Source organism: Paenibacillus sp. FSL H3-0302, from assembly GCF_037982245.1.
Taxonomy (GTDB): domain Bacteria; phylum Bacillota; class Bacilli; order Paenibacillales; family Paenibacillaceae; genus Paenibacillus_AQ; species Paenibacillus_AQ odorifer.
In genome coordinates, this window is sequence record NZ_CP150284.1 from 1,912,807 (window position 1) to 1,934,068 (window position 21,262).

The following is a 21,262-nucleotide window of genomic DNA, read 5'->3' on the forward strand; positions in this document are numbered from 1 at the left end:
AGCGAAGCTTTCACTATAAATTTAAAATACTTTAATAACAGAAAGCGAGTTGGATAATATTATGCAAAAAACATTCAGAATTGTCGATGAAGATGGAATTCACGCACGTCCAGCAACTGCCTTGGTAAATACAGCAACAAAATTCAAAGGTACAGAAGCATATGCAGAAGCTAAAGGTAAAAAAGTAACTTTGAAATCCATTCTTGGCGTATTGTCATTGGGTCTTGAAGCTGGAGATACTTTGTCTTTGATTACTGAAGGAAGCGAAGAAGCAGAAGCTTTGAACGCTCTTCAAGAAGTAATGATTAAAGAAGGGCTAGGGGAAATCCATGAATAAGATTTCAGGAATCGCGGCTTCAGCAGGGATTGCAGTAGCCCGTGCTTTTATCCTGAAACATCCGGATTATACGATTACGAAGACAAGTATCAGTGATACTGAAGCAGAAGTCGCTAAGTTAAATGATGCACTCGCCAAATCAAGAGTGGAGCTGCAAACGATTAAAGAGCGTACTTTGGCAGAGCTGGGGGAGAAAAAGGCTGAGATTTTCGAATCACATCTGCTTATTCTTGATGACCCAGAGCTGATCAATCCTGTAATTGATAAAATCCGTGAGGAATCGGTTAACGCGGACTATGCGCTAAACGAAGTGGCTACGCAATTCATTGAGATGTTTGAAAATATGAAGAGTGCCTATCTGCAGGAACGTGCAGCTGATATGCGTGATGTTACCAAGCGCTTGCTGAACCACCTGCTGGGCATTCATTATGTAAGTCCTGCAGAAATCAGTGAAGAAGTAATCGTGATTGCTCAAGATCTAACACCATCGGATACAGCACAGCTTAATCGTAAGTTCGTTAAAGGCTTCACAACGAACATCGGTGGACGGACTTCTCACTCTGCAATTATGGCCCGTTCTTTGGAAATTCCAGCGGTTGTTGGAACTAAAACGGTTCTGTCAGAAGTGAATTCTGGCGATTTGGTGATTGTCGATGGTCTGAACGGAGACGTTCTGATCAATCCAAGCGAAGCTGAAGTGGCAGAGTACACTCGCAAGCAGGAAGCTTACGATTTGCAAATCGCAGAATGGAAGAAACTTCGCGACGAACCTACAGTATCAGCAGACGGTAAACATGTTGAACTAGCTGCCAATATTGGTACACCAAATGATGTGAATGGTGTCATTGAGAATGGTGGCGAAGGTGTAGGTCTGTACCGCACTGAGTTCCTTTACATGGGTCGCGATAAGCTGCCTTCTGAGGAAATTCAATATAACGCCTACCGTACTGTACTTGAGAACATGAAGGGTAAGCCGGTAGTCGTACGTACCCTGGATATCGGTGGCGATAAAGAGCTGCCTTATCTTGACCTTCCGAAGGAAATGAATCCTTTCCTTGGTTTCCGTGCGATCCGTCTTTGCCTGGATCGTCAGGATATTTTCCGTACTCAATTACGCGCATTACTAAGAGCAAGTGTTCACGGGGATCTTCGCATTATGTTCCCTATGATAGCTACGCTTGGTGAATTCCGTGCTGCACGTGATCTTTTGCTCGAAGAGAAAGCTAAGCTTCGGGAAGAAGGTAAGGAAGTATCAGACAACATTCAGCTTGGCATAATGGTTGAGATTCCATCAACTGCTGTACTGGCTGACCAGTTTGCTAAGGAAGTTGATTTCTTCAGTATCGGTACGAATGATCTTATTCAATATACAATGGCTGCGGACCGTATGAATGAACAGGTATCTTACCTGTATCAGCCTTACAATCCAGCCATCCTGCGTTTGGTCAAAAATGTAATTGATGCAGCCCATGCAGAAGGTAAATGGACGGGGATGTGTGGTGAAATGGCTGGTGACGCAACAGCTATTCCGCTGCTACTGGGTCTTGGTCTCGACGAATTCAGCATGAGTGCAACTTCCATTTTGCCAGCGCGTAGTCAAATATCTAAATTGTCGGCTGCCGACATGAAGGATTTGGCTGCAAAAGCGTTGCAGCTTGGCACGGCTGAAGAAGTCGCTGCGCTTGTTCAAAGTATCGCTAAGTAACTTTTTACGCATGCATTAATCCGCTTTAGCGTTCTACTGTTTTTCCAACTACTATTGCCGACTTCCGATGGCTGGAGGTCGGCTTTTTTATGTTTTTTAACCTATAATTTTCTATAATTCGACCTCATTTACTGTTCACTGTTTATTTTCTTTATTGCGCAGATGTCTATACCGATAGTATTAGTAATGAGCATAAAGTCGATAAGGAACCCAAACCTATAAATATGTCGTACATATAATAGTAAGGATCCATAGAAAGTTTATACTCCATTTGCTGACTTGCAGCGCTGTGCAAGTATTAATATGAAATAAATTGGTAATATATGGACTTATAAGCAACCCCACAGGTTAGGTGGGGAGCCATAGGATGGTGTTAATTCATGAGTAAAAATTATATAAATGCAGAATTGATGATGGAAGTCTACGAGGGCAAGGATTTAGGCTTGACGTATTCAACGGAGTACAGTGTATTTAAAGTCTGGGCACCTACGGCACTTGCTGTGTCCCTTGTACTGTACGAAACAGGTGGGCATCAACTGAATACTGAGTCACCAAAGAGTGCTATGGACAATGGTCGTATTGTATATATGCAGCGTAGTAATGGTGGAGTCTGGCAGACCAAGTTATCAGGTGATCTAAAAGGGAAATATTATATGTACCGTGCTGTTTTTGCAGATGGCAATGTGACGGAAGCAGTAGATCCTTATGCAACAGCGGTATCTGCAAATGGTTTAAGATCAGCAATCGTTAATTTGCAGGATACGAATCCAGAACATTGGGATCAGGATGTAGCGCCTCCGTTACAGCATCCTGCCGACGCAGTGATTTATGAACTGCATGTTCGTGACTTCTCCTCACATGAGAGCTCAGGTATGCATTATAAGGGTAAATTCAAAGCATTTACCGAATTTGGATTAAAGGATTCGGCAGGAAATACAGTGGGGATTGATCATCTGGCTGAATTAGGGATTACCCATGTACATCTGATGCCGGTATTTGATTTTCAGACCGTGGATGAGCTGAAGGTGGTCAATCGGGGTTCCTCCATAGCTAATGTGGACTACAATTGGGGGTATGATCCCCAGCATTATAATGTACCTGAAGGATCTTACAGCACCGATCCTGCCAATCCTGGCTTGCGGATTCGTGAATTTAAAGAGATGGTGCAGGCCATACACAGCCGCGGGATCGCGGTAATTATGGATGTCGTTTACAACCATACGTATGCTGTGGAGAACGGCCCCTTTGAGCCGCTTGTCCCAGATTATTTCTATCGCCGCGATTTTACGGGACGTTTGTCGAATGGCTCCGGGGTTGGCAATGAGCTGGCTACAGAACGTCCGATGGTCCGTAAATTTATTAAGGACTCCTTATCTTATTGGGCTTCGGAATATCATATTGATGGTTTCCGGTTTGATCTAATGGGACTGATGGACAGTGTTACCATGCGGGAGATTACCGAAGAGCTTCGGCTAGAAGTGAATCCGAATCTGTTGCTTTACGGTGAACCTTGGACGGGTGGAGATTCTCCGCTGGCCACTAAAACGCTAAAAGGCGTACAACGGGGCAAGGGCTATGCTGTTTTCAACGATAACTTCCGTTCAGCGATCAAAGGGGATAGTGATGGTTTCGGAAGAGGGTTCGTGACAGGCGAATACGGCAAAGAAGGTGCTATTGCAGCCGGAATTAAAGGAGCAATTCATGAGTTTACGGACTCGCCTGTGGAATCGGTGAACTATGTAACTGCCCATGATAATTTGAATTTATGGGATAAGATGCTTATCGTTCAAGGAGGGAGCCAGGAAGCTGATTTTCCGGTAATAGCTAACATGGATAACGAAGATCTGGAAGAGGCAGTGGCCCTTGCCAATCCATACGTGAATGTAGATCAGGAGAATATTCTCGGTAATGAAACTGTACGTCGATCCTTGCTTGCTAACGGAATTATTCTGACCTCGCAGGGGATTCCTTTCCTGCATGCTGGAGATGAGCTCCTGCGCAGTAAATTTGGAGATCATAACAGCTACCGCAGCGGTGATGCGGTCAACTCGATCCGCTGGAATATGAAAAGCGCATTTAAGCCCGTATTTCAATATTATAAAGGCCTGATCGAGCTACGGCGCACACATCCGGCATTTCGTCTGCATGGCCGCCAGGAAATTGAACGCTCGTTAGAATTTCTGCGTTGTGATGGCGGAATAGTATCGTATCTGCTTAGAAGCCATGCAGGAGGCGATCTCTGGAACAATATTACCGTTGTCTTCAATGCTAATAATGACCGGATGTCGGTATCACTTCCTGAGGTTGCTGATAGTTGGAACGTAGTAGTAGACCATACCCGTGCCGGGATAGAAGCCATCCGCAGAATCGAAGGCAATGAGGTAGAAGTGGAAGGGTTGTCGATGATGGTCCTTTATGATGAATGTGGTGAGCCAGCCCCACGCTCTAAAATCATCGAAATACACTATGAACGCCCTGATCAGAATTACCAAGGCTGGAATCTTTGGGTTTGGGATACAGGAATCCAGGATGGACAATGCGATTTCCGTTATATGGAGAACGGGCGTGCAGTAGCCCGCATCGAAGTGCTGCCAGATACCCAAACTATCGGATATATTTTGCGGCTTAATGATTGGGAAGAAAAAGATGGAGACGGAGACCGTTTCATTGATTGTTCTACGAATGGAGAGTTAACCAAGGTCTTAGTTCGGGATCGTGATCAGGAGATTGACGAAATTTCAGAAGATCATCTTCGGTTAAGCAGTTAGAGGCCATACAAAAAAAAGCTGTTTCAGGGTTGATTTATCCTGAGACAGCTTTTTATTTGCTCTTATGGTTTTACAATGGTCTGGTTAGCTAACCCTTCGTCCACAAGCTCGTAGTAGAGATTGGCTTTATTGCCACCATGGTCTTTAGAGCGATACATCGCCAAATCGGCGGCACGCAGCAGTTCATTAATACTGCTTCCGTGTTCAGGAAATAAAGCGACTCCGATGCTCGCGGAGGTGTGGAAGCTGGACCCGTTATCAACAGACCAAGACTTGTTGAACAGTTTAAGTAACCGCTGCAGTGTTTCTTCAAGCATCTCTGGAGAAGTGAATCGATGCAGTACAACTGCGAACTCATCTCCGCCGATCCGGAAGGCCTGACCTATTCCTTTAACCGTATGCTGAAGTTCACGGGAGAGCAGCTGAAGAAATTCGTCTCCAGCCAGATGGCCTAAGGTATCATTTAGCTGCTTGAATCTATCACAGTCCAGCAGGGCAAGCGCAATATTTTGCCTCCGTCCTTCGGGTTGGGTGATAAGGTTCTCCATATACATTTTGAAATGAGCCCTGTTGGGAATCGCTGTTAAATGGTCATAGAAAGCTAGCTTATGTAGTCGTTCTTCGTATTGTTTTCGCTGGGTAATTTCCCGAGATAACAGCATAAATTGTGCTGGGAATTTACGGCTGCCGAGAACAGGTGACACCTTAGTTTCAAGCCATACCCATTGGCCTTCTGCTCCGCGCATGCGCAGTTCAGAAATGCGCGGAGTTCCCTGAACAACACTTTTTAATTTAGCCCAGGCAATTTCCGGTTCACGTATGTAGTTGGATAACGGATCTCCTTTTTTAGGCACATAACCTAGAATACTGGAGTGTGAGGGAGAAGCATATAGAATCAACCCGTTGGGATCCGTCAAAATAATGAAATCAGACATAGTTTCACCGATAAGCTGATAAAGTGTTTGTTCTTCCAGCATTTCATTCTGGAGCCAGATGATTTTGCGTCCAAGGTAAATAATAACTAAGAGAAACACAAATAAGAGGAGTGAATAAAGAGAGAACAAAGCGCTTTTTTTATCCTCAAAACCATCCGTTACTTGCAAGGCGTAGTTGCCAATCAAGTCCTCTGCTTGATCGAGATGTGCCCTAGCTTCATTGAATTGCGAGTTTAGGGTGAGTGTAGAATATGAATCTGGGTTCCAGCTGCTCTTCGTCCGTTCTGTTATTAGCGTATACCCTGAATTTTTCCATTTGATAATGGTAGTTTCGAAGGAGCTGAGCTCGTTTTTTAATTCGGAAAGGATAATTCCACTTTGTTTCATATCACTGTAAGGGTTTTTTATAGCGTTGATATTTGATCTTGCTACACTTATTCGTTCCTCCGCTTGAAGATTATTATCTATAAACTCCTTAGTGAACTGTTCACCTTCTGCGGCTGTTAGGTTTGGACCCATTGCGATTTGCAAGGCTACAGCGGCTTGATGCAGATCACGATCCGCGCTCAGTATGAGCTTAGAGTTCTGATATATATCATCATAAAGAGAATCTGACAATCTATTAATCGTGTAATTTAAATAGAGTAGCGAGGCGACGCTGATCCCAACCAGAAGGACGGAGATTGCAGCGAAGACATAGAATAGTTTGCGTGTTACCTTGAACTCAAAGAATCCTGCCACAGTCATCTTCTCCCTGTATAAGATGATTAAGAAAATCTATTGCTGCTTAAGTAGAACCTGCAGAACGCAATCTATGGTCAGGCGTAATTTAATTCATTCACTGATGTTTGAAGGTGCTTTTGGGATAAAAGAGGTGTTGTATACATAGTGGGAAAACATAGGAAAGTGTACGTGTGAGTAAATGGTAGTTTCTAGTATATCAAGTATATAGGACGTGCTGCTTATAGAGCAATCTTTACTCAGATAATAATCAAAAAGACAAAATTTAAAGTTTAGTGTATGGGCCTATTGAATTATCTATATTCAAACCGATGGTTCCTATTACCCAACTCGATCATAAATGATACCTTTTACAGCTGCTGAAAAAAAACTGCCCTTAGTCATCTTAATGACTATAGGACAGCTAATCATTCATTATTCGTTACGCAGTGCGTGAATGGGGCGAAGTCGTGCGGCTTTGTTCGCAGGCATCATTCCAAAAATCACACCGATGAGTAAGGAGAAAATAAAAGAGATCAGTACCATATCCCAAGCAATCGAAACTGTAAGTGCTGAGTATTTACCCAGCAGCCAACTGCCCGCGACACCAATGCCAACCCCGAGCACCCCACCCAAACCGCTGAGCACGATGGATTCAATCATGAATTGAGCGAGGATATCGAATTTTTTGGCACCAATTGCTTTACGGATACCAATCTCACGTGTTCTTTCATTGACAGATACGATCATGATGTTCATGATTCCGATGCCGCCGACAAAAAGTGAGATGCCTGCTATGCCTGCAAGCGCCATGGAAAGTGTATCTGTTGTGGAATTGACAGTTTCCAGCATTTCCTGAGAATCAAACACACTAAAAGCATTATCCGCATAATTGAATTTAGCATCAAGCGTACTTTCCAGTTTTTCTTTTGCAGCTGCTACAGTATCTGCTGAAGTTGTCTTAATGGTGATGGAACGGACGCCTTTACTTTTTAATTGGCGTTCTGCAGTGCTTATAGGAATTAGTATGATATCGTCGTTGGAACCACTTAGACTGGAGCCTTTTGTTTCTAAAAGCCCAACGATTTTATAGCTAATCCCGTTTAACTGGACCTTCTGCCCTACAGGATTATCTGTACCGAATAAATCTTCGGCCGTACCTGAACCGATCAACGCTACCTTTTGCCGGTATTCGTTATCAATATCAAGCAAGAAGCGGCCCGCCTGTACATGAAAATCCTTAACCTCCTCATAAGAGGGGGTGATTCCTTCTACAGTTACACTAACGTTGTCCGTTTTGTTCTTGGCTGTAGCATTGCCGCTGATCACAGGAGCTACATTTGCTATACCCTCTATATCCCCTAGAGCAAGGGCTTCCTCATAGGTGAGAGAGGTAGTCGCCCCACGGCCAGTAATGTTTACAGTGAGTTGGTTTGTGCCTAGTCCGTTTAGCTGCTCTGTGATCTGTGAAGTAGTTCCTTGTCCAACAGAAACAAGAATGATGACCGAAGAGACTCCAATAATAATCCCAAGCATCGTTAAAAACGCTCTAACCTTACTGCTGTTGATGCTCTTCAGGGCCATTCTCATGCTTTGGTACAATTTCACCCCGCATTCCTCCGATCTTCCACGAGGTTGCCATCCTGAATACGAATAATCCGCTCCGCTTGTTTAGCTATTTCCAGATCATGTGTGATAAGGATGATGGTATGCCCTTGCTTATTCAACTCACGTATCATTTGCATGACTTCCTGCCCCGTTCGCGTATCCAGTGCCCCGGTTGGTTCATCGGCGAGTAGAATAGGGGGAGATCCCGCCATAGCCCGGGCAATCGCTACCCGCTGTTGCTGTCCTCCCGAAAGCTCAGAAGGGCGGTGATGCATCCGATCCTCCAGCCCTACTTTAATGAGTGCTTCCTGTGCTAGTTGTCTTCTTTCCCGATGGGAGAGGCCACGATAAATCAATGGCAGCTCCACATTTTCAATGGCTGACAGCTTGGGGAGCAGGTTGAAATTTTGAAAGATAAAGCCGATCTTCTCATTGCGGATCGTTGCGAGCTTATTGTCGGATAACTTGCGAACCTCTTGTCCATCTAGAAGATAACTTCCTTCATCGGAGATATCGAGGCAACCAAGCATATTCATGAGTGTTGATTTACCAGAACCGGAGGGACCAATAATAGCTACGAACTCCCCCAGATCAATTGTAAAGGAAAGGCTATTTAAGACCGTCATGGTTTCTCCGGCCATTGTGTAGCCGTGGGACATGTCGTGAACTTCGATCAGAGGTGCTGAAGCACTCATCTGCCGCCACCTCCGCCACCACCTGGTGCGCTGCCCATACCACCAGCGCCACCTCCGGTGAAGCCGCCACCCCCACTAAAGCCACTGCCGCCGAAGCCAGCGCCACCCATACCGCCCATACCACCTCTAGTTTCCGTTTCCGTGCTGGTTGTTCCGGTTTTCGTAGAGATTACGGTAGGGATGATCACCTGGTCCCCTTCATGGAGTCCGCTGACAATTTCAATGCTGCTCTCATCATGGAGACCCACTTCGACAGTGACCATCTGTCCTGAGCTATTGCCGCGATTTCTTCCACCGGCAGCGCCGCTGCGAGCGTCAGGAGCCCCGCTGGGCATAGCGCCGCCGCGAGCATCAGGAGCCCCGATGGGCATAGCGTCGCCGCGAGCGTCAGGAGCCCCGCTGGGCATAGCGCCGTCGCGAGCGTCAGGAGCCCCGCTGGGCATAGCGCCGTCGCGAGCGTCAGGGGCACCGCTAGGCATTGGTACTTGGCCCTCGCCAGCAGTTTTGGAAGTTGTGACTGAACCCGCTGCTAGAGGAATAGAAACTGTGTATTTTCCGTTTCTTTCTTGTACAGCTTCAATAGGTACTGTTAATACATCCTTTTTCTCAGCAGTGGTTACTGAAACTTCCGCAGACATTCCAACAAGAGCACCTTCGGAGCTTGTTAGACCTATGGTAACATCGAAGAGGGAGACACCGTTTGAGGCGGTGCCCTCATTAGCTATTTTCGTAACCGTGCCCTTGAATTCCGTATCAGGCAGAGCATCCAATGAAATAGTGGCAGGCATCCCTAGCTTTACAGTAGGAATATCAAGCTCATCCACCTGCACAACTACACTTAAATTAGCATAATCGGTAATGTCGATGAGTTCAGAGCCGTCCATGGCTTTTTCACCGCTTGCAATATTAACTGTCGTTACAGTTCCGTCAATAGGAGCCGTTAACGGATCAGGAGGAAGCATATCTTCTTGGACAGAAGCTATTTTTTCCTGTTGCGCCGAAATGTCGGTTTTGGCCTTTTCAATCGAACGTTTGGCATTTGCCAGCTCATCTTCTGCTGCACCTGATACGGCCAGCTTCTTATATTGCTCCTGCTTGTCCTCAAGATCGGTCTCAAGTGAGGCAAGTGAAGTTTGCTCCTGCTTGAGATTGTCACTCAGATCATTGCCTTCAAAGGTAATCAAAGTCTGGCCTTTTTTCACGAGATCGCCCTCTTTGACAAGAACCTCAGCTACGGTCCCGCTGTCCTTCGTTTTTACTTTACCAGTTTCTGTAGCAATCACGGAGCCGGCTCCGGATACACTAACTACGATATCGCCCTTTGTAACGGTAGCTGTATTAACAGGCGCTTCAGCGGCTTGACTGTTCTTATCAGGTAACAATGTATAAACCAGCATTCCTGCTGTGGCTACAACTACTACTCCAAGAGTCCAGAACACTATTTTTTTCTTCTTCATTTCTATCCTCCATAGCTCATCATATTAATTGCCGGATGTATTGCTGGTGTCTGGATCTGTACCAGAAGTAGAGTTGCTGTTCGAAGTCGTTGATGCCGCCTGATAAGTGACAACATAGGTTTGTGTTCCCAGCAGATTTCGATGGCCTTGGAATTCGTCGTATAGATTCAACCGGATTGCGCCGCCACCCAGTGTTTTGTACAGGCTGCTTGTGAAGGTTGTGGTGTACGACTTGAAGTTACCTAATTGTAGATCTGTGCCAAGCGTTAATGTTTTTTCCATGCTTTGTCCTAAGGGGTCAATCAGCTCCAACACCAGTTTGTGCTCATAGGTGCCTGATTCATAAAGCGTGCTGGCTGACATGTTGTAGGTTAGTGCAGTGCTGAGCGTATCTTTACCAGCGGTGACGGTGGCGACTGCATTTGTAACGGATAGAGTATAAGGAAACATTTCCACGTTCAAAAGATTGCCTTTGGGCTCCACCCCCAACTGGTTCAGTCCAAGCGATACCGTATTGATGTAACCCGACGATTGACCGCCAGGAGCGGTAAGCTTGCCTTCAGAAACACCCTCCCCGATGTAAAGGACAAGGTTCGCTGGATCTATACCGAGAGGGAGCTTACTCCAGAGGGTGACCAGACTTTTTCCGTTAGGACTGGTGGAGGTTTTGGACTGGGTGACTTCGGCTTCATAATATTGATTGTCTTGTGTTTTGTAATAGGCTACGAGCTGAGCCTGTTCGGATTTACGCGATTCCTCACTGTTCATTTCTAGTTCTGTGTACAAGAGATTTGAATCTGTACCTGGGTACACGAGGGTCCGGCGTACAAGTAATTCCGCTTTTTTACCTTCAAGCTCAAGATGGAAAGAATTTTCAGCTGCAACACTCTGTACCCGGCTGTCCAGTTGGGTAGTACTTAGAGAAAGGAAGTTAAGCTTACTTTCACCTGAAGTTTCTTGCAGGGTGATTTTTAATTGATTGAAAGTATAGCTATAAGGAACATTGGCTACGACATACACAGCAGCCGATTCATTTGGACCGAGGATGGTTTGCGTACTTTCTGAGACAACCTGGGAAGTGCTGCTGATGTCACTTTCTCCAGCTTTGACGACACTTGTAAGCGCAGGAAGCTGAACAGAGGTTGATTTAGTGTTGCGGATGTTGATTTTAGCTACGATCTGGTCTTTGTCGGACCAAGGGAGTCTTTGAATGTTTGCAATTTTGACAACAAATGTACCGTGACTGTTCTCAATGGGGTATTCCGTGTCCTGCCAATTGTTAGTTTGCAGCGTGTAAGGGATCTGATAATAGGCGGTAGGAAAAATGATCTTGCCTTCAGCAGCCGGCTCAGTCATTTGCAGCTGCAATGTTCCTTGATTGAGTGTGAGTGGTACATCTGCGCTGAGTTCAATAATCTTTTCTTCAAGCGGTTTCAATGTTAGGCTGGTAAAATCCTTCGTATCTACCGGAAAGCTATACCCTTCAGCGGCTTTAATAGCAAGTTCATAGGCAGGCACATTCACCGCTTTGTTGCCGCTATTTTTGATGCGGAACTGTAGTGTCCACTTTGCGTTGCCATTGTCAGCATAGACGTTAGCCGTTTTCAGCTGTGTTTCGACTGTATTATTGCTGATTGTAAGCTTCTTCGTGACATTGCTGGCTACGACAAGATCCGGTGTTGTTGCAGCGGGGAGATTGTAGGCGACAACCGGCAACGCTATTTTTAATGAGGCATCTTCTCCGGCAAATTGCAGCGCCATGTTGTCTGTCTTCATATAAGAAGGGATTTCCGTCAAATAGTAGATCGTCTTCTTTTCCTGAGGCTGTACTTTATAGCTGGTGCTGGTGTCATCAAGTGCGAGTTCAAATACAGATCCTCCAGCGGAAGCGAGGTATCCTTTAAGTCCAGTATCACTGAGCACCTTGGTTCCTTGATTAGTGAAGCTAACACCAACCTTGGCATAGACCTTACCGTTATATTTATAAATTTGCAGGCTCTCTGCCTTGGTGGTTACAGGGAGATTGTTTAGGGTGATCTTTTTACTCTGCCCTCTGGCGACAGCTTGTGAATATCCTGTGGGTACGGTGAAGTTCCCTAGCTTTTTTTGATAATCGGTGGTGTTGAAGTCCCATCCGTACAATGAAATTTTGACCCCGTTTAAAGAGGTGGATTTGCCGATGTTTACATAGTAGGTGATAGATTGACTGCTTTTCGCGGCAATGGATTTGATGGTTGCACTGCTGGTAATAGGGCTTCCTTGAATAACTGTACCGCCGCTAGTAGTTACTTTGGAGAAAAAGTCCACCAGATTGAGGCTAGCGTTGCTTCCATTAGAGTAGCTGAGTGTGTATGTAAGAATATTTCCGCCATCCTGAGTTAATAAGCTGACATCCGTCAGCTTTGCGCTGATGTTAGTCTTCAAGGCTATGGAGCCTAGTTTATCCAGAGCGGATACGGAAGCTGTTGTTGCTATTTTGGTGGATGTAGTCCCGGCCCAAGCGGTATGAGCTCCATACGCTGCAGATTGGCTAAGTACAGCTGTGCTTAGCAGCACCGCGGCTACTTTTATTCTCCGTACATGCATTTGATTTCCTCCCAATAGGATAGTTAATAGTCTGCGAAGGTGCACCCGAGTGGATAAGCAAGCCTTCCTAGTAATGGAAATTATCAAGCTCCGCTGAATGTTAGCTGAAAAAAAGTTGGAAAAATGGCTCTGAAGCTTAAAGCCAGCTTAAAAGAAGATAAAAATTAGCCTAATTTTGTCCAGCTTGTCAAAACGACAGATTTTGCATATAATAAAGAGACATATCTCTTGTAGTAAAGAGATACCTGACAATTAGCATGAATTGTGAAATGCAGTGATGGAGAAGAGTACACAGTGCCTGACTTACAGGGAGGAGACGCCGCGGATTGAGAGCGTTTCTAAGAAGCAGAGCTGTCGAAGTTCACTCCGGAGCAGTTCCCTGAATTCCTTAAGTTGTCTAATAGGGAAGGGTAGGGGATACCGGTCACAGACCGTTATTTCTGTATAAAGTGAGATAGGTATCTGCTCCAGCCAAAAGAGGGAATGAAGCTCTTAAGGGGAACAGATCAGCTTGTCTAACAAGGGTGGTACCACGGTCTTTTCGTCCCTTACCGGGAGGAAAGGCCTTTTTTTGTTGAACTAGACAATGATTGAAGGGGGCTGTACACGGCCATGAAAGAGAAGTTGGAAGCATTGAAGGTTGAAGCGCTGGCTAAGCTGCAGGAGGTTATGGATCCGCAGGTACTAAATGATCTAAGAGTGAAGTATCTCGGTAAAAAAGGTGAGCTTACAGAGGTTCTGCGCGGTATGGGAGGACTTAGTGCTGAGGAACGTCCGGTAATCGGGCAAGTAGCGAATCAAGTTCGCAGTGCTATTGAGGAGATTATCGGCGCGAAGCAGGAGGCTTTTCAAGAGCAGGAAACCCAGCAACGTCTGCAGGCTGAAAAAGTAGACGTAACCTTACCGGGTCGCCGTATGCAGCAAGGGGGCATTCACCCGCTTAGCAGAGTCGTACAGGAGATTGAGGATATTTTTATCGGCATGGGCTACCGTGTAGCTGAAGGTCCGGAAGTAGAGACCGATTATTATAACTTTGAAGCTCTAAATCTGCCTAAGAATCACCCGGCACGTGATATGCAGGATTCTTTCTATTTAACGGATGACCTGTTAATGCGCACACAAACCTCGCCGGTACAGATTCGTACTATGCAGGCTATGAACGGTGAAGCTCCGGTAAAAATCATCTGCCCGGGTAAAGTATTCCGCCGTGATGATGATGATGCAACGCATTCCTTCCAGTTCCACCAAATCGAAGGTTTGGTCATTGGAAGTAACATTCGAATGAGTGATCTGAAGGGCACCCTGCAACAATTTGTGCAGGAGATGTTTGGACCGAATACAGGCATTCGTCTTCGTCCGAGCTTTTTCCCATTCACTGAGCCAAGTGTTGAAGTAGATGTAAGCTGCTTCAAATGTGGCGGCGATGGCTGCAGACTATGCAAGCAAAGCGGATGGTTAGAAATCCTTGGCGCAGGTATGGTGCATCCAAATGTACTGAAAATGGGTGGCTATGATCCTGCTGAGTACAGCGGCTTCGCTTTCGGAATGGGTGTAGAGCGGATTGCGATGCTTAAATACGGCATCGATGACATCCGACATTTCTATAGTAATGACATGAGTTTTGTGAAGCAATTCAAGGGCGTTTAGTTTTTGTGGGCGCGTTGGCTGATAGTGGCGGAGAATGGCTTTGGAGTGTTCTCCCACAGGAAGCAGCGCGAACGACAGTGAAATAAATACATCTGAAACATAAAGGAAGTGAGCGGATATGAAAGTATCAACCGGATGGTTGGCTGATTATACATCGATTGAAGGAGTAACCGCCGAACAGCTAGCGGAGAAGATTACCGCTGCCGGCATTGAGATTGACGGCGTAGAGCGCCGCAATAAAGGCATTTCCGGCATCGTAACCGGCTATGTGAAATCAAAGGAAAAACATCCTGATGCAGACAAGCTGAACGTATGTATCGTGGATGTGGGCCAAGATGAGGAGCTACAAATCGTTTGCGGCGCAAAAAATGTAGCTGCAGGTCAAACTGTACCTGTAGCAATGGTTGGCGCTAAGCTGCCAGGACTGGATATCAAAAAAGCCAAGCTGCGCGGTGTCCTGTCGCAAGGAATGATCTGCTCGGCCAAAGAATTGGGACTGAATGATAAATTGCTTCCAAAAGAGCAACAAGAAGGTATTCTTGTGCTGCCTGAAGGGACAGAGATTGGTCAGGATATTTCCAAGGTCCTCGGCTTAGATGACGAGATTCTGGAATTCGATCTGACTCCGAACCGTTCAGATTGCCTCAGCATGATTGGTGCTGCTTATGAAGTAAGTGCAATTCTTGGGCGTGAAGTTAAATTACCTGATCCAAAAAGCGAAATGATTGAGATCAGTGGTCCTGCTGCGGATTCCATTTCCGTCAAGATTGAAGATGAAGAATACTGCAGCCATTATGCAGTTCGTTATATTGCAGGTGTTAAACCTGCACCATCACCGCTGTGGATTCAGAATCGTCTGATGGCTGCTGGGGTTCGTCCAATTAATAATATTGTGGACATTACCAATTATGTGATGCTGGAATATGGACAGCCGCTGCATGCTTTTGATGCAGATAAAGTACAAGGTGGAGAACTCGGCGTTCGTCTTGCCCATGAAGGTGAAGTTTTGGTTACACTTGACGGTCAAGAGCGTAAGCTAGAGCCGCAAATGCTCGTTATCGCTGATGGAGTAAAAGCTGTAGGTCTGGCCGGAGTAATGGGTGGACGGGATACAGAGGTTACTGCTGAGACGGTAAACCTTGTTCTGGAATCTGCTAAGTTTGATGGAGGAACGATTCGTAAAACCTCGCGTCAATTGGGACTTCGCTCTGAAGCCTCCCTTCGTTTCGAGAAGGAAGTGGATCCAAGTGCAGTTATTCCTGCATTGAACCGTGCAGCCGTACTGATTGCACGTTATGCTGGCGGATCGGTCCATGAAGGCATCGTGCAAGCAGGAACTGACGCTGTTCAAGAGAAGGTTCTCACCTTGTCCTTAGAGAAACTGAATCGTTATCTGGGAACGGATTTGTCCTTGTTGGAAGTGAAGACATTGTTTGGCCGTCTACATTTCAAATGTGGAGATACCGCACAAGGGCTGATTGAAGTTCAAGTCCCAACCAGACGTGGCGATATCAGCTATGATGTTGATCTTATTGAAGAAATTGCCCGCCTGTACGGGTATGACAATATTCCAACGACTCTAATTGAAGGAATTACAACGCCAGGAGCACTAACTCACAAGCAAGCGCTCCGTCGTGAACTGCGTCGCCTATTGTCACATGGCGGTTACCAAGAGGTGATGGGTTACTCCTTCATCCAGCCGCAACAAAGCACAATGTTCCCTGAGTTATCAGAAGGAGCAGTAGCGGTGAAGCTGGCTATGCCGATGAGTGAAGAACGCAGCGTACTGCGTACCAGCCTTCTACCACAACTCTTGGATATTGCCAGCTACAATACCAATCGTCGTCAAAGCGACTTGGCATTGTTTGAAATCGGCAACGTCTTCTTCACGGATGAAGAACAGTTGACTCGTCAGCCACGCGAACTGCCGGTGCTGGGGCTGCTGCTTAGCGGAAGCTTAACAGTGAAGCAATGGAATGTTTCGGCACAGCCTGTGGACTTCTTTGATTTGAAGGGTGCGTTGGAAACGGTATTTGCTCATTTAGGGCTGACCGATAAAATCGTCTATGTAGGAGATAGTCCAGAAGGATATCATCCTGGGCGTTCCGCGTCGGTATATTTACTCGGAAACGAGGGTCGTGTGAAGATCGGAACGATGGGACAGATTCATCCGGATCTGCAAAGACAGCTGGATCTGGTGGATACTTATGCGGCAGAAATTTTATTGCAGCCGTTATATGAAAGTGCGCAAAGCCGTTTGCAATATAATGAGCTTCCGCGTTTCCCAGGAATGGAGCGGGATATTGCTGTGGTCGTGGATTCCGCTGTACCAGCGGGTGATCTGCTAGCTTCCATCCGCGATAACGGAGGTACTTTGCTCCAGTCCGTCCAGGTATTTGACGTTTATACTGGTGGTAAGCTGGAGAATGGAAAGAAGAGCATCGCGATCTCACTGCTGTATCGTCATAGTGAACATACACTGACTGATGAGGAAGTAGGAGAGGTGCATGAGAAGGTATTAGCATCTCTTCAACAAACTTTTGGTGCAGAATTAAGAAAGTAGCAGGAATTGTGTAAAGCCGCAGCGAATCCATTTAGAAACTGAGATTCGCTGCGGCTTTTTCTAGGTAGAGTGCAAAGCGGAGAATATCAGCCATAATCTATTGAATATTAGGGATTTTGCCAAATGCTTACCAAAAAAGCTACAATAGAAGAAGTGAAACTAGCTTAGAATCCGCACACATACAAAGGAGGGCACAACTGTGGCTATGGACCGGACACGTGTCGCCGTGGAGATATACGGAACTTCCTATAAACTCGTCGGAAGCAGTACTGAATATATGAAACAAGTGGCCCGTTATGTTGATGAACATATGCGCACGATTTCTAAATCTCACACCAGACTGGACACACCGCGTATAGCGGTGCTTGCAGCTGTACATATGGCGGAGCAGGCTATTCAGGTTCAGGACTTCAAAAATGAACTAAACATGATGACAGGTGAACGCAGTGAACTGCGATTGGAAGTATCTCGCCTGCTGGAGGTACAGCGGGAGCGGCAAGAAGAATTCGAGCGACTTGAAGCTGCGGCCAAAGAAGAGGCTGGGCGACTGATTGCTGCTGCGGAGGAAGAACGTAAGCGGCATTTGGAGATTCAGGAGAATGAACGCAAGGTACATGCGGAACAGCTTCAGGAGGCAGTGCAAGCTGTGGAAGCTGCACGCAAGAAGCTGGAAGAAGAATTGCTTGAGCGCGAGATAGAGCTGCAAGCACTGCGGACAAGCTACGAAGAAGAGCAGGCAGCTAGTCGTGAACACCAGCGGCAGGAACTGGCGAAGGCGGAAGCCATCCGTTTGCAGCAGCTGGAGGAGCAGAAGGCTGCTCATCTGCAAGAGCTGGAGAACATCCGGGAGACGCTGACCAAGGAGAAGACAGACACGCTGTCTGCTCTGCAGCTTGAGCTGACCGTGACCAAGTCAACACTGGAGGAAGAGCTTGAGGTTACCAAGTCTACATTAGGTAAAGAACTCGAAGATACCAGATTGACGCTGGGTAAGGAGCTTGAGGATACCAAGTTGACGTTAGGTAAGGAGCTTGAAGATACCAAGTTGACCTTAGGTAAAGAGCTTGAGAGTACCAAAGCGAAGTTAGGCAAAGAGCTGGCGGAAGAACGTGAAGCACTGCAGCGGGAACAAACCAAGAATAAGGAACTGCGGCAGTCACAAGGCACTCAAGAGCATAGACATAAGCAAAATATTCAAGAGCTGGAAAAACAGCTGGCTGAGCTTCGTGGTGGGACAGGGCAACTTCAGTCCAGATTACGTGCGGCTGAAGCCAGTCTTAAGAGTGAACGAGATGCAAGACAGACGCTTCTTGGACAATATGAAGCGATTGTTAAACGTGAAGAACAGCTCAGTGAAGAGCTGCGCACGGCTACTGAGCTGGGCACACTGTTGAATGAGGAGCTGGAAGAGTTACGCCAGCGTTATCAACAGTCACAGAATGAAGCTACAGAGCTAAGAGCGTCACTACAGGAGACGAGTGAAAATCTGCACCGTGTTCAGGAAGAGCTTGCGGGATCAGCAGCAGAGGCGGCTAACTGGCAGGAGCTTTCGGATAAACGCATGGAAGATATTGGTGAACTGGAAATGAATCTGCTGGAGTCTGAGGAGAAATCCGTGTTGCTCCAGAAAGAGATCGACACGCTACGTGGGCAAGCCGATGGATTAGTACAGCAGCTGGATCAGGAGGTTCAGCTTCGTACAGATGCAGAACGCGAAACAGCGGTACTTCGGGAGCAAGGTGTGCAGGCTCAGAAGGAATTGTCTGCGCTTCGTGTTCGTTATGAGGAATTGATTGCTCAATACGACGATGTACTGCAAGAAGGAGAACGCCTGCAGGAAAGATATCAACTGTTGCAGGAAGAAGGCGAAGAGGCAACACGACGCTTAGAAGAGTTATCTGAAGCTAGTCGTGAAGCTGCTGCTACTGTTGCTGAGCAACAGGAAGTGCTGAAGGAAGCAGAGGCGTACGGAGCTTCCTGGAAGCATAAGTACGAGGAACTATCCGATCAGCAGCTGCAGTGGACGGATCTCGAAGCAAAGCTGCGTGAGGAGATCGACATTTGGCAGCAGGAAGCCGGTGAGGCTGAAATGAAGCAGGAAGCTATTGATCGTGAACGTAGCGAAGTGCTTCAGCAGCTAGGTGAAGTTGGTGAAAGCTATGAAATGGTTCAAGGACAGCTTCGTTTGTTGCAGCTCCAGTTTGAAATGCGTCAGGAAGAGCTTGACAAGCTGACAGATGAGCATCGTAACCTTAAAGAGGAATATGCCAAGCTACAAAATGAATATAATGAATGGATTCAACTGATCGAGCAAGACAGTTGAGTGCCGGATGCAAGTAAAAGAGCTGACCTGATGAGTAGAGAGATCTATTTCGGGTCAGCTCTCTTTATTAATGAGCTCAAATTAAAAAAACAGCCGATCTCAGGGGGAATCCCTAATAATCGGCTGTTTATGTGTAATCTATTCCACGATGATTGTAGCTCTCATTCCGCTATGTCCGGAGCCACACATAATGGAGCAGGTCATTTCGAAAGTTCCAGCTTCCTCGGGTACGATCACCTTTGAGGATTTTTTTTCATTAAGCTGCAGCTCGAACTCTGGAATAAGGATACCGTGATTGCCGTCATCATTTTTAAAAATGATTTTGACGGGAACACCCTTTTTTAGATGATATTCTTCCTGATCAAAGCTGTAATTTGTAGCTGTGATTATGAGTTCTGTTTCTGCCTCGATTTCCGGCTCCGATGTGTTAGTATTGCCAGCAGCACTATCATTGTTGTTCCCACAGGCTGTAAGTGCTATAACGAACACCATTGAAAGTAGAATTGCAAATTTTTTAATAATCTAAATCCCCTCCCAAGAAGTCCAAGCATAGTGAAAATGTGACAATTATGTAGACATCATAACTTAAAATTTAAGTAAGCGCTTTGATGAAATGTGAAAAATATGTGAACAGGCAGACTGTTCAAACTTTGTCGTAAATTGCAAAAAAATGATGAAAATATAACTAAAATTTATTATAATGAAAGCTATTACATTAACGTATAAAAGTAGGGGATACATATTACAAGTATTAATGATGCGCTAAGTACGGAGGTTTGGCACCGTAGAATCTTACAAGGCTATTGGATGGTAGTCATTCTTTTATTAATTTCACAGTTGCTGTTTTTGTCGAATATTGACCGACTCCAAATAAAAACAACCATGGATACGAATCTATGGCATTTATTTATAGCCTGTAATTTACTAATTGTGTTCCTTATGATTACTGCGGAGCTGTGGCTGCGTTATAGTAAACAGTCCCCTAAATATGGGGTGGTTAGCTGCGGGTTTTTAGTGTCCTATCTTATGTATTTTGTATTAGAGCCTTTTGTTGACGGTGCTCAGATGACACTTATGATGCCGATTATGGTTGCTCTTATTTATTTTGATCGTAAGCTCCTGTACATAATGGGGTTATTTAGTATTGTGTTTTATGCCGGGGTATATTTTGGGTTGGAACGGCCATTCCTACATAAACCGCTGCTTGAATTCTTGATGGTAGAGTGTGTATTTTTGGTATTTGTGCTGATGGCTATTGCAGTAATTATTCGTGCTCGTGAAGCGCGTATTAATTTAGAAAGATTAACCAAGGCGGGCCAAGATCTAATGGTGGAGAGGGCTATTTCGGATAAGCTGCTGAAGATAGACGCACTCACTGGACTCTATAATCATAAAACCTTTCATGAATATTTGGATTCATTATTGGAGCAATGTGAAAGCAACAACCTTCAGCTACAGCTGGCTCTTTTCGATATTGATAACTTCAAGCAAGTGAATGATACCTACGGACACAGGGTTGGAGACCTTGTACTTAAGGTGATAGCGGACAAGGTAGGCGGCATGATTGAGTTAAATGATTTTGCGGCTAGATATGGCGGGGAAGAGTTCGCTGTGATTTTTACAGATAAAAGTTTCTCGGAGTCCTATGAAGCAGTAGAGAAATTACGGAAAAATATTGCTCAAATTGAACATTTGCAGGCTGGTAACAAGCCGATCACCGTGAGCATTGGAATTTGTGATTATCAGCTTGGGGATGGAAAAGAGCTTCTCTTTCGTAAAACAGACAAAGCGCTCTATACCGCTAAAAAGCAAGGCAAGAACAGAGTGGTCAACTGTGCGGAGAGTCATAAAGAGGAGATTGTGTCTTTTGCATAAAAACAACACAGAACCCCTTATTGCCGGAGAAGAACCGGAATAG

Annotated in this window: 13 protein-coding genes and 1 other annotated feature; of the genes, 7 read left to right on the top strand and 6 right to left on the bottom strand. The window is 45.7% G+C overall.

Annotated elements, in window-relative coordinates; all coding sequences use genetic code 11:
• The first annotated feature begins 61 nt into the window (after positions 1-61).
• The 3 genes from MHH50_RS08350 to pulA all read left to right on the top strand — a co-directional run bounded on the left by MHH50_RS08350 (position 62) and on the right by pulA (position 4,810).
• Positions 62-337 (top strand): HPr family phosphocarrier protein, encoded by a 276-nt coding sequence (locus MHH50_RS08350; RefSeq protein WP_076126374.1) that lies wholly within the window; start codon positions 62-64, stop codon positions 335-337.
• Entirely contained in the window at positions 330-2,042 is a 1,713-nt protein-coding gene (gene ptsP / locus MHH50_RS08355) for a phosphoenolpyruvate--protein phosphotransferase (RefSeq protein WP_076126376.1), read from the top strand. Before MHH50_RS08350 ends, ptsP begins: the two co-directional genes overlap by 8 nt.
• A 380-nt stretch (positions 2,043-2,422) precedes the next feature.
• Positions 2,423-4,810 carry a type I pullulanase gene (gene pulA / locus MHH50_RS08360; protein WP_340034186.1) on the top strand — a complete coding sequence of 796 codons (2,388 nt, stop codon included), beginning with the start codon at positions 2,423-2,425 and terminating at the stop codon, positions 4,808-4,810.
• Positions 4,811-4,872: 62 nt separating this feature from the next.
• Here pulA and MHH50_RS08365 read toward each other — a convergent pair whose 3' ends face one another.
• The 5 genes from MHH50_RS08365 to MHH50_RS08385 all read right to left on the bottom strand — a co-directional run bounded on the left by MHH50_RS08365 (position 4,873) and on the right by MHH50_RS08385 (position 12,811).
• Positions 4,873-6,486, bottom strand: coding sequence for a sensor domain-containing diguanylate cyclase (locus tag MHH50_RS08365; protein ID WP_340034187.1), 1,614 nt, complete (start codon positions 6,484-6,486; stop codon positions 4,873-4,875).
• Between the two features lie 414 nt (positions 6,487-6,900).
• Positions 6,901-8,073 (bottom strand): ABC transporter permease, encoded by a 1,173-nt coding sequence (locus MHH50_RS08370; protein ID WP_139329884.1) that lies wholly within the window; start codon positions 8,071-8,073, stop codon positions 6,901-6,903.
• Entirely contained in the window at positions 8,070-8,768 is a 699-nt protein-coding gene (locus tag MHH50_RS08375) for an ABC transporter ATP-binding protein (protein ID WP_076126381.1), read from the bottom strand. Before MHH50_RS08375 ends, MHH50_RS08370 begins: the two co-directional genes overlap by 4 nt.
• A complete protein-coding gene (locus MHH50_RS08380) occupies positions 8,765-10,225 on the bottom strand; it encodes an efflux RND transporter periplasmic adaptor subunit (protein WP_340034188.1) in 1,461 nt (486 codons plus the stop codon). Before MHH50_RS08380 ends, MHH50_RS08375 begins: the two co-directional genes overlap by 4 nt.
• A gap of 24 nt (positions 10,226-10,249) precedes the next feature.
• A complete protein-coding gene (locus MHH50_RS08385; protein ID WP_340034189.1) occupies positions 10,250-12,811 on the bottom strand; it encodes a hypothetical protein in 2,562 nt (853 codons plus the stop codon).
• A 265-nt stretch (positions 12,812-13,076) separates the two neighbouring features.
• Positions 13,077-13,363: a binding site (T-box leader), on the top strand.
• A gap of 60 nt (positions 13,364-13,423) precedes the next feature.
• On the opposite strand from MHH50_RS08385, the gene pheS reads away from it, so the two are divergent.
• The 3 genes from pheS to MHH50_RS08400 all read left to right on the top strand — a co-directional run bounded on the left by pheS (position 13,424) and on the right by MHH50_RS08400 (position 19,344).
• The gene (pheS, locus tag MHH50_RS08390; protein ID WP_076126387.1) at positions 13,424-14,458 is read left to right on the top strand and encodes a phenylalanine--tRNA ligase subunit alpha; all 1,035 of its coding nucleotides are present in this window, start codon (positions 13,424-13,426) and stop codon (positions 14,456-14,458) included.
• Between the two features lie 118 nt (positions 14,459-14,576).
• Positions 14,577-17,021, top strand: a complete 2,445-nt coding sequence (gene pheT / locus MHH50_RS08395; protein WP_340034190.1) for a phenylalanine--tRNA ligase subunit beta — start codon at positions 14,577-14,579, stop codon at positions 17,019-17,021.
• A gap of 199 nt (positions 17,022-17,220) precedes the next feature.
• Entirely contained in the window at positions 17,221-19,344 is a 2,124-nt protein-coding gene (locus tag MHH50_RS08400; RefSeq protein WP_076303837.1) for a hypothetical protein, read from the top strand.
• A 138-nt stretch (positions 19,345-19,482) separates the two neighbouring features.
• Here MHH50_RS08400 and MHH50_RS08405 read toward each other — a convergent pair whose 3' ends face one another.
• A complete protein-coding gene (locus tag MHH50_RS08405) occupies positions 19,483-19,836 on the bottom strand; it encodes a cupredoxin domain-containing protein (RefSeq protein ID WP_254847636.1) in 354 nt (117 codons plus the stop codon).
• Positions 19,837-20,151: 315 nt separating this feature from the next.
• Here MHH50_RS08405 and MHH50_RS08410 point away from each other — a divergent pair, with 315 nt between their 5' ends.
• Positions 20,152-21,219 (top strand): GGDEF domain-containing protein, encoded by a 1,068-nt coding sequence (locus tag MHH50_RS08410; protein WP_076126393.1) that lies wholly within the window; start codon positions 20,152-20,154, stop codon positions 21,217-21,219.
• Positions 21,220-21,262 lie beyond the last annotated feature (43 nt).

Excerpts from the sequence above, each read along its gene's own strand:
- pulA (WP_340034186.1), top strand. The coding sequence starts at position 2,423 with ATGAGTAAAAATTATATAAATGCAGAATTGATGATGGAAGTCTACGAG.
- MHH50_RS08380 (WP_340034188.1), bottom strand. The coding sequence starts at position 10,225 with ATGAAGAAGAAAAAAATAGTGTTCTGGACTCTTGGAGTAGTAGTTGTA.
- MHH50_RS08385 (WP_340034189.1), bottom strand. The coding sequence starts at position 12,811 with ATGCATGTACGGAGAATAAAAGTAGCCGCGGTGCTGCTAAGCACAGCT.
- MHH50_RS08405 (WP_254847636.1), bottom strand. The coding sequence starts at position 19,836 with ATGGTGTTCGTTATAGCACTTACAGCCTGTGGGAACAACAATGATAGT.
- ptsP (WP_076126376.1), top strand. The coding sequence starts at position 330 with ATGAATAAGATTTCAGGAATCGCGGCTTCAGCAGGGATTGCAGTAGCC.
- pheT (WP_340034190.1), top strand. The coding sequence starts at position 14,577 with ATGAAAGTATCAACCGGATGGTTGGCTGATTATACATCGATTGAAGGA.
- MHH50_RS08350 (WP_076126374.1), top strand. The coding sequence starts at position 62 with ATGCAAAAAACATTCAGAATTGTCGATGAAGATGGAATTCACGCACGT.
- pheS (WP_076126387.1), top strand. The coding sequence starts at position 13,424 with ATGAAAGAGAAGTTGGAAGCATTGAAGGTTGAAGCGCTGGCTAAGCTG.
- MHH50_RS08410 (WP_076126393.1), top strand. The coding sequence starts at position 20,152 with ATGGTAGTCATTCTTTTATTAATTTCACAGTTGCTGTTTTTGTCGAAT.
- MHH50_RS08375 (WP_076126381.1), bottom strand. The coding sequence starts at position 8,768 with ATGAGTGCTTCAGCACCTCTGATCGAAGTTCACGACATGTCCCACGGC.